The organism is Nocardioides alcanivorans, from assembly GCF_021555175.1.
GTDB lineage: Bacteria > Actinomycetota > Actinomycetes > Propionibacteriales > Nocardioidaceae > Nocardioides > Nocardioides alcanivorans.
In genome coordinates this window covers 1-7,437 of sequence record NZ_JAKGRW010000041.1, presented here as the reverse complement: position 1 = coordinate 7,437, position 7,437 = coordinate 1, and the positions used below count along the sequence as shown (strand labels likewise).

6 protein-coding genes and 1 pseudogene are annotated in these 7,437 nt (G+C 67.6%); 1 reads left to right on the top strand and 6 read right to left on the bottom strand.

The genetic code is table 11. The annotated features are described in order from the left end of the window. Window positions 1-393 (bottom strand): annotated as a pseudogene (locus L1066_RS18220) (translation elongation factor Ts); the annotation flags it as partial. A 171-nt stretch (window positions 394-564) separates the two neighbouring features. Further along, window positions 565-1,494: a 30S ribosomal protein S2 gene (gene rpsB / locus L1066_RS18215; protein WP_235737637.1), complete on the bottom strand. Its 930-nt coding sequence runs from the start codon at window positions 1,492-1,494 to the stop codon at window positions 565-567. A gap of 439 nt (window positions 1,495-1,933) precedes the next feature. On the opposite strand from rpsB, the gene L1066_RS18210 reads away from it, so the two are divergent. Then, the gene (locus L1066_RS18210) at window positions 1,934-2,503 is read left to right on the top strand and encodes a peptidoglycan DD-metalloendopeptidase family protein (RefSeq protein ID WP_235737638.1); all 570 of its coding nucleotides are present in this window, start codon (window positions 1,934-1,936) and stop codon (window positions 2,501-2,503) included. A 25-nt stretch (window positions 2,504-2,528) separates the two neighbouring features. Here the strand turns inward: L1066_RS18210 and L1066_RS18205 are convergent, their stop codons facing one another. The 4 genes from L1066_RS18205 to L1066_RS18190 all read right to left on the bottom strand — a co-directional run. Next, window positions 2,529-3,542, bottom strand: a complete 1,014-nt coding sequence (locus tag L1066_RS18205) for a tyrosine recombinase XerC (protein ID WP_249225028.1) — start codon at window positions 3,540-3,542, stop codon at window positions 2,529-2,531. Window positions 3,543-4,091: 549 nt separating this feature from the next. After that, window positions 4,092-5,654, bottom strand: a complete 1,563-nt coding sequence (locus L1066_RS18200) for an HNH endonuclease signature motif containing protein (RefSeq protein ID WP_235737635.1) — start codon at window positions 5,652-5,654, stop codon at window positions 4,092-4,094. Window positions 5,655-5,943: 289 nt separating this feature from the next. After that, complete coding sequence (locus L1066_RS18195) at window positions 5,944-6,780, bottom strand: hypothetical protein (RefSeq protein ID WP_235737634.1); 837 nt, start codon at window positions 6,778-6,780, stop codon at window positions 5,944-5,946. Continuing rightward, window positions 6,777-7,437: DUF6318 family protein (locus tag L1066_RS18190; RefSeq protein WP_235737633.1), on the bottom strand; the 661-nt coding region annotated here is incomplete at its 5' end. The genes L1066_RS18195 and L1066_RS18190, both read right to left, overlap by 4 nt.

Genomic DNA, 7,437 nt, shown 5'->3' with positions numbered 1-7,437 from the left:
TGCATGTAGACGGTGGTCTGGCCGTCGAAGTAGGCGACCTGACCGGCTCGATCTTCTCACCGATGGTGATGGCGAGTCCTCGACGACCTCACCGACGGTCTTGCCGTCGAGCAGGCAGCGCCTGTGGCGGCCTCGGTGTCGCCGGCCTTGGCAGCGTCGACGGCGTCGGCGATCTTCTGGGCGACGTTGATGAACTCTTCGTTCTTGGCGACGAAGTCGGTCTCCGACTTCAGCTCGACCAGAGCGCCGCCGGCGGTGGCGACCAGGCCAGCAGCGGTCTCCACGCTCGGCGGCGCGGTTGGCGGCCTTGGCGGCGCCCTTGACACGGAGCAGCTCGGCAGCCTTGTCGAAGTCGCCGTCAGCCTCGGTGAGCGCCTTCTTGCAGTCCATCATGCCGGCCTGGGTGAGCTCGCGGAGCTTCTTGACGTCGGCGGCGGTGAAGTTAGCTATGTTTTCCTCGCAACGTTTGGTGTGTGGACTCCAGAAGCTGGCGGCCGCGCCGCGCGATGGAACCGGGCGCGGCCGCCGGTGAAGCGGTTGCGGAGCGTCGAGCCCCGCGGGGACTCAGGCCTGCTCGGCGGGAGCCTCGGTGGCCTCTGCAGCAGCCTCGGTCGGCGCCTCGGTGGCCGGCGCTTCGTCGGCCGGGGTCTCGGCAACAGCGTCAGCGGCGGGCGCCTCAGCGGCGGGCGCCTCAGCGGCCGGAGCCTCAGCAGCGGGGGTCTCGGCAGCGGCGGGGGCTTCGAGGATCTCGCGCTCCCACTCGGCCAGCGGCTCCTCAGCAGCACCCTCGGCACCCTTGGCGCCGCCACGCGACACCAGGCCGTCGGCAACGGCGTCGGCGACCACGCGGGTCAGCAGGCCGACCGCGCGGATGGCGTCGTCGTTGCCCGGGATCGGGAAGTCGACGAGGTCGGGGTCGCAGTTGGAGTCGAGGATCGCGATGATCGGGATGCGCAGCTTGCGCGCCTCCTCGACAGCGAGGTGCTCCTTGTTGGTGTCGACGATCCACACGGCGGAAGGCGTGCGGGTCATCTCACGGATACCGCCCAGGGTGCGGTCGAGCTTGTCGCGCTCGCGCTTCATCTGGAGGAGTTCCTTCTTGGTGCGGCCCGAACCGGCCACAGCGTCGAAGTCGACGTCGTCGAGTTCCTTGAGACGGTTGATCCGCTGGTGGACCGTGCTGAAGTTGGTCAGCATGCCGCCGAGCCAGCGCTGGTTCACGTAGGGCATGCCCACGCGGGTCGCCTGCTCGGCAATGGCCTCCTGGGCCTGCTTCTTCGTGCCGACGAACATGATGGTGCCACCCTTGGCGACGGTCTCCTTGATGAAGGCGTAGGACCGGTCGATGTAGGACAGCGACTGCTGCAGGTCGATGATGTAGATGCCGTTGCGCTCGGTCATGATGAAGCGCTTCATCTTCGGGTTCCAGCGACGCGTCTGGTGTCCGAAGTGGACGCCGCTCTCGAGGAGCTGGCGCATGGTCACGACTGCCATGTCGTTCTTCTTCCTGTTGTCTGGCCATCCACCGCCTGCGTGACCACCTTTGCCCTTGAGGGAGGTGATCGGCGACGTCGACCGGGGTTTTCAGTTGCTGCTTCCGGCGGGTGCCGGTCGCCCTGACGTCTGCGCGAGGCCCGATCCTCCGGGCAACCGGGGGAACTGAGGGCCGTCGCCCACGCGGGTCGAACCCCAGGGGGTCCGGCGTGGCGTGCAGACGTGCGAAGTCAACCCACGGATGGGTTGCGGGTGTGAGTCTACGCGCCGGGGGCTCACAAGGGGTAATCACGACGCAGTGGCTCCCCGGTCGGCCCGTCTCCGTCCACAGCCCCCGCTCTCGCCCTCCCCGTCCACAGCACGTCGGTACGTCGCAGCGCATCTCCCGTTCTCCGGCCAAGGTGGGTGTGTGCTCAGTTCATGGAGAGTCTTCGTGGTGATGCTGACGGTCCTCGTCGGCGGCTCGTCCGTGCAGCCTGCGCACGGCGATGAGGGCCAGGTCCCGGCCGGCAACGGGACCTGGCCCCTCGACCCCAGGCCCGCGGTGGTGGCCGGTTTCTCCCCTCCGGTCACCGCCTACGGCTCGGGGCATCGCGGGATCGATCTGGCCGGCCTGCCGGGGCAGGTGGTGTCGGCGGCGTTGCCGGGCACGATCAGCTTCGCGGGGTCGATCGGTGGCAAGCCCGTGGTCGTCGTCGATCACGGATCCACCCGCACCACCTACGAGCCCGTGGTCGCGGCGGTCGAGGTGGGTGACGGCGTACCCGGCGGAGCCGCTGTGGGACACCTGGTGGTGGCCCGGTCCCACTGCCCGCCGGCCGCCTGCCTGCATCTCGGCTGGATCCGCAACGTCGACGACGTCTATCTCGATCCGTTGGAGCTCTTCGGGACACGACGGGTGCGACTGTGGCCGTGGGCGGGTGCTCCGGGGCCGCCTGCCCGGTGGCGGTCTCCGTTTGGTGACATGACGATGCCAGCGCTGAGCGGCGGGCTCGTGGGCACCAGCTGAGCATGATCGCGGTCCGACGCGCAGGTCACGCCCGGGGATGGGCCTGCCGATAGGCCGCGCGGAGCCGGTCGGTCGAGACGTGGGTGTAGATCTGGGTCGTCGCAAGCGACGCGTGCCCGAGCACTTCCTGGACGCTGCGAAGATCGGCCCCACCTTCGAGCAGGTGCGTTGCGGCCGAGTGGCGCAGACCGTGGGGGCCGATGTCCGGCGCACCGGGCACCTGGCGCATCCGGTCGTGCACCACCTGACGCACCACACGCTGGTCGATCCGCTTGCCGCGGACCCCGAGGAACAGCGCCTTGCCCGATTGGTCGCCCGCGAGCTCGGGGCGACCTTCACCGAGCCAGGACTCGAGGGCGTCGGCGGCGGGGCGTCCGAACGGTATGGTCCGCTCCTTGCGCCCCTTGCCGAAGACGCGCACGACGTGCCGGTGGAAGTCGAGGTACGACTCGTCGAGGGCACACAGCTCCCCCACCCGCATGCCGGTTGCATAGAGGAGTTCGAGCATGGCGTCGTCGCGCAGTTGCACCGCCCAGTCCACTGGGCTGGGCGCCATGGGCGGCTGATGCTCCGCTTCCATCTCCGCGGATTGGTCCCCCGTGGCCGTCGGCCCCGCCAGCCCAGTTCCAGGCCCAGTCCCCGCTGTCGGCGCGGTCCGGGTCGAGCGGGACCTTCCCTCGACCGCGGCAACGGCTTCATCCTGTCGAAGCACCGGCGGCAGGGACCGAGGGAGCTTGGGAGAGACCAGCGCACTGCCTGGGTCCTGGTCTGCGCGGCCCGTGCGAGCGAGCCAAGCGGTGAACACCCTGACCGCGGTGGCACGTCGCGCCATCGTCGTACGCGACTTGCCTGTTGTCTTCTGCTTGGCGAGCCAGCTGCGCAGCACGCTGAGGTCGAGTTCGTTCACGGACTCGATGCCGAGACGATGCGCATGCTCGAGCATCGAGGCGATGTCGCTGCGGTAGGCACGCACGGTGTGAGCGCTGAGGTTGCGCTCCATCGCCAGGTGGCGCTCATAGACGGCCAGCACCTGAGCCATCGCCTCCGGCAGTTCCCACTCACTCACCCGATCACCGTAGATCAGGGACCGCTCCTTCCTCGGCAGCTCGGCGCCTGTCGACAAGATCCGGTCCCGGTGGCCGCCCCTGCCCCCAGCGGTCGAGCCTGTCCCCCGTTGGCCGAGCCTGTCGAGACCAGCCCCGGAGGTCGAGCCTGTCGAGACCCCGCCGCAGCCCCGTTGGTCGAGCTTGTCGAGACCTGCACGTGGGTGTCGTGACCCCGACCCGGGCCGTGCCGTCCGGGGCAACCTCCCTCGCTGGGGCGGCGCGTCGTGCGCACGGCTCTTCAGGTGGGTTGCGTCGGGTGGGCGCCCGCCGCGGCCAAGCCCTTGACGCTCCGTCGGCAACCCCGGACGTCCCACCCCGGCCCAATGCTCGTTGGTCGAACCTGTACCCCGTTGGTCGAGCTTGTCGAGACCTCTCCCATGCTGGTGGCGTGCCTGTGCCCCGGGAGAGCGTGGTTCTCCCGGGGTGGGCGGGTGGTGCTTGTTTGGCAGGCGCTGCTTCTGGTGGGTGGTGCTCAGCGGGGCTCAGCTGGTGTTGGTGGTGTCGTGGGTGCCTTGGGGTGTGACCAGCCAGGTCCTGCCGTGCTGGCTGGTCCAGATATAGGTCCCGTCCCTGGCTCGTCGATAACGCCACCTACCGTGGGTTTTCATCAGGTGGTGACGTCGACACAACGGCGCCAGATTGTCGGGGCGGGTTTGTCCGGGTGGGCCACCCTCGTCGGGTGGTTGGTAGGGGTTGATGTGGTCGAGGTCGGCGTCCCAGCTGGAGCGTTCACAGTTGGGGTAGACGCAGTGTGGGTCACGGAGTCGGACGAGGGTGTCCATCCATTCGGGTGGATCATGTCGATCCACCGCATCGGTCCTGTTCACATCGACGACCGGGGTGATGGTCGCAAGGGAACCGTGGCGGGTGAGCCAGTCCCGTAGCTGGCTGGTGAGGACCTGCCCCAACCGGTCGGTGGAGGCGATGCCGTCGCCGTTGAGGCCGAGTTCGTGGGGGTCGAGGCCCAATGCGAACAGGTCGGCGAGGTTGACGTGGGCCATCACCCGCAACCCACGACGGCGTCCGAACGGCCCGGGTGTCGTCACCAACCGACCCGGCTTCACCCCGACCCCCGGTTCGCCACCCGTCGTCGCAGCTTCGGACGAGGCGCTGCCGGCACCGGTGCCGTCGGTGCAGCCGCCGATACCGGCATCGGTGCGGTCGCCGGTACCGATAGCGATGCTGCCGGTGCCGTTCTCGCTGTCGCCGCCGGTGGTGCTGTCGGTGGTGTAGTCGAGGGTGGGTTGGTCGGTGTCGTCGGTGAGCCGCCCGATCGCCTTCGCACGGCGTTGGTTCACGTCGTCGGTGTCACCCAGGCGCCGCATGGCTTCGGCTTCGTGGTTGAGGAGGTCCAGGAACCTGGTGAGATCCAAGGAGTCGCCAACAGCGTTCAACTCCGAGGTGCCGGCGATGCCGCCGGCTCCTTCTTCGTGTCCGGCGTGGGGGTGGTGCAGCCACACACCCCAATCAGCCTTCCCTTTGGGAGCGCTGGGGTCTTTGACCAGTTCGGGGTGGAACTTGGCGATGGCCATCGCCAACCACTTCTCAATCGTGGGCCAGCCGGTGAGTCCGGTGGCGGCGAGGTGGTCGTCGAACCAGCGAGCGGCGGCGTACGACAGTTTCCTGGTGAGGAGGGCGACACGGCGGGCGTTCCACCCCGGCACCCCCAGGCTCTCGACCTTCGCCCACAACAGCGGGAGCCGGTGCACCAGGTCCAGGGCATCGGCGATCAACGCGAACCCGGCAGCACGCGAGATCCCGGCCGATGCGGCGAGTTCCTCGACCGCGAACAACGCGACATCAGGAGTGCCGTCACCCGAGATCGCCTGTTCACAGTCGGAGGGAAACAGCGTTTCGTCACCCACCACCGCCTTCGGCTTGTCAGGCGTGGGTGGGTGCATGATCGCCCACTGATAGGCCAAACGCAGCTTGCTGCGGACCATCTTGAGTTCAACGACGCGGTTCTCAGCCAGGAAGCCGAGCAGGGTCCCGCCATCGAGGTCAGAGACCTCGTAGGGCTGGTGGCGGGCGTCGATTTCGATCATGGAACCAGTCCAACATTTGACTCCGACACAACACGACGATCACGAACCCAACCTGTGGACAACCACCACCGGGCTGCCGGAACGAGGTCTCGACAAGCTCGACCAAAGGGGAAGGCGCGGGGTCTCGACAAGCTCGACCAACGAGCCGGTGGGCGGGCGACTTGGTCTCGACGGGCTCGACCAACGAACCGGTCGCACTCGCGAGCCGTCCCACGAGAGACCACCGCCACGACCGTCGGGGCTCGACAGGCTCGACCAACGAGGTGGGCGGCGGGTGGTCTCGACAACCTCACGGCGGGGTGACCAGCACCGGAGTTGCCTCCACGACTCGAAGTGCTACCGGCTCACCCTGAACCGTCACGGTCCCCACCACTGCGCGCCAGGGGCCGCCGTCAACGCGGAAACTCGCCCCGTACTCCACCGCCACCGATGGATGCACTGTCACACCAGCGTCCGAGTAGACGTGCGTGAGGTAGTTCGACATCGCGACGCCTTCGGCATAGGTACGCCCAGGCTCCGTGGTCCGCTGTGACGATCCGTCCCCATGCGTCCACAGGTATCCGACCGGCTCGACCCGTAGGTCCACCTGTCGACCCACCAACTCCACGGACGCGGTGAACGGCTCTGCGGAGGTCGAAAAGATCGTCTCCAGATTCACCAACGTCTTCCCACCTGGCGGCTGCACCATCAGGGACGGCACCGGCACCTCCACGCGACGCAACGCCCGCAACACCATCGCATTGGTCACCTCACGTGGAGCAGCAGGCGACGACTGTGTATCACCGCCCAAACACACCTGCCCCCAGAAGAGACGCGATCCATCGGATTCGATCACGTATACATGATGAAGAACGCCGTCACCGCTACACCGACGGACGGTGTCACAAACTGCCGTGCCACCGACCAGGCAGGCCGGCACATAAAGCAACCTGTCGGCAGCCTGTACCGACGAACTCGCCGTCGTGTCGGCCCCCGTCTTGGGCCGCTTCTCCTCGCCACTCACCACGAAATCTGGCCCGTTGGGTGCGACATCGGCTTCCGGGCCAACGGCATGTGCTGGCTGGGTTACGCCGAGCGTCGCGAGAGCAAGGATCGACACGCTCTTCCACAACAACCGCCACGTCAACGCTCCCACTCTCCTAAGCGCCACCCCTTCTCAGAATCGTTGTAGACACTCATCAGCATGCGGAGTTCGCCCGCGGCCTGCCTCTGCACGACGTTGCCCTTGGCATCGACCCGCGTGCCAGCGTCGTAGACCAGCCGCACTCTTACGTCGTAGCCGAGTACCTCATCGGTATCTGCCCGCCCCACCCCTGTGGCACGGCCGGCCCTAGCGGTGATTTCGCCATCAACAATTCGAAGTCCATCGGAGTACGCCTTCTCAATATCTTCCCGTCCTCCTTGGCAGACGCCGCAACCGGGCAACTCCAAAGTTGCGAGCAATCCCGTGTCCCCGGTCGCCTGGGCGTAGCTGACAACCTCCCAGTAGAACTCCGCGAAAGCCTTAGCCCCTGCCTCATCGAAGTTCGCCATCGCGGCTGGCGGCGTCGGCTCCGCAGGTGCTTCCGCGGTCGTGGACTCGGACGGCGACGGCGACTCACTCCCCGACGCAGCCGATGTGAAGTTCGGCTCCGGATCAGCATCAGAGTCGTCCGAGCACCCGCCAAGTCCGGCGCAGAGCAAGGCGACGACGGCTCCACACGCAAGCATCCGGCGTATCCGCATCACGACCACCTTCCCGAGACGGACGCCTGGTCGCCGGCGCCCAGCACCTGACCTTAGC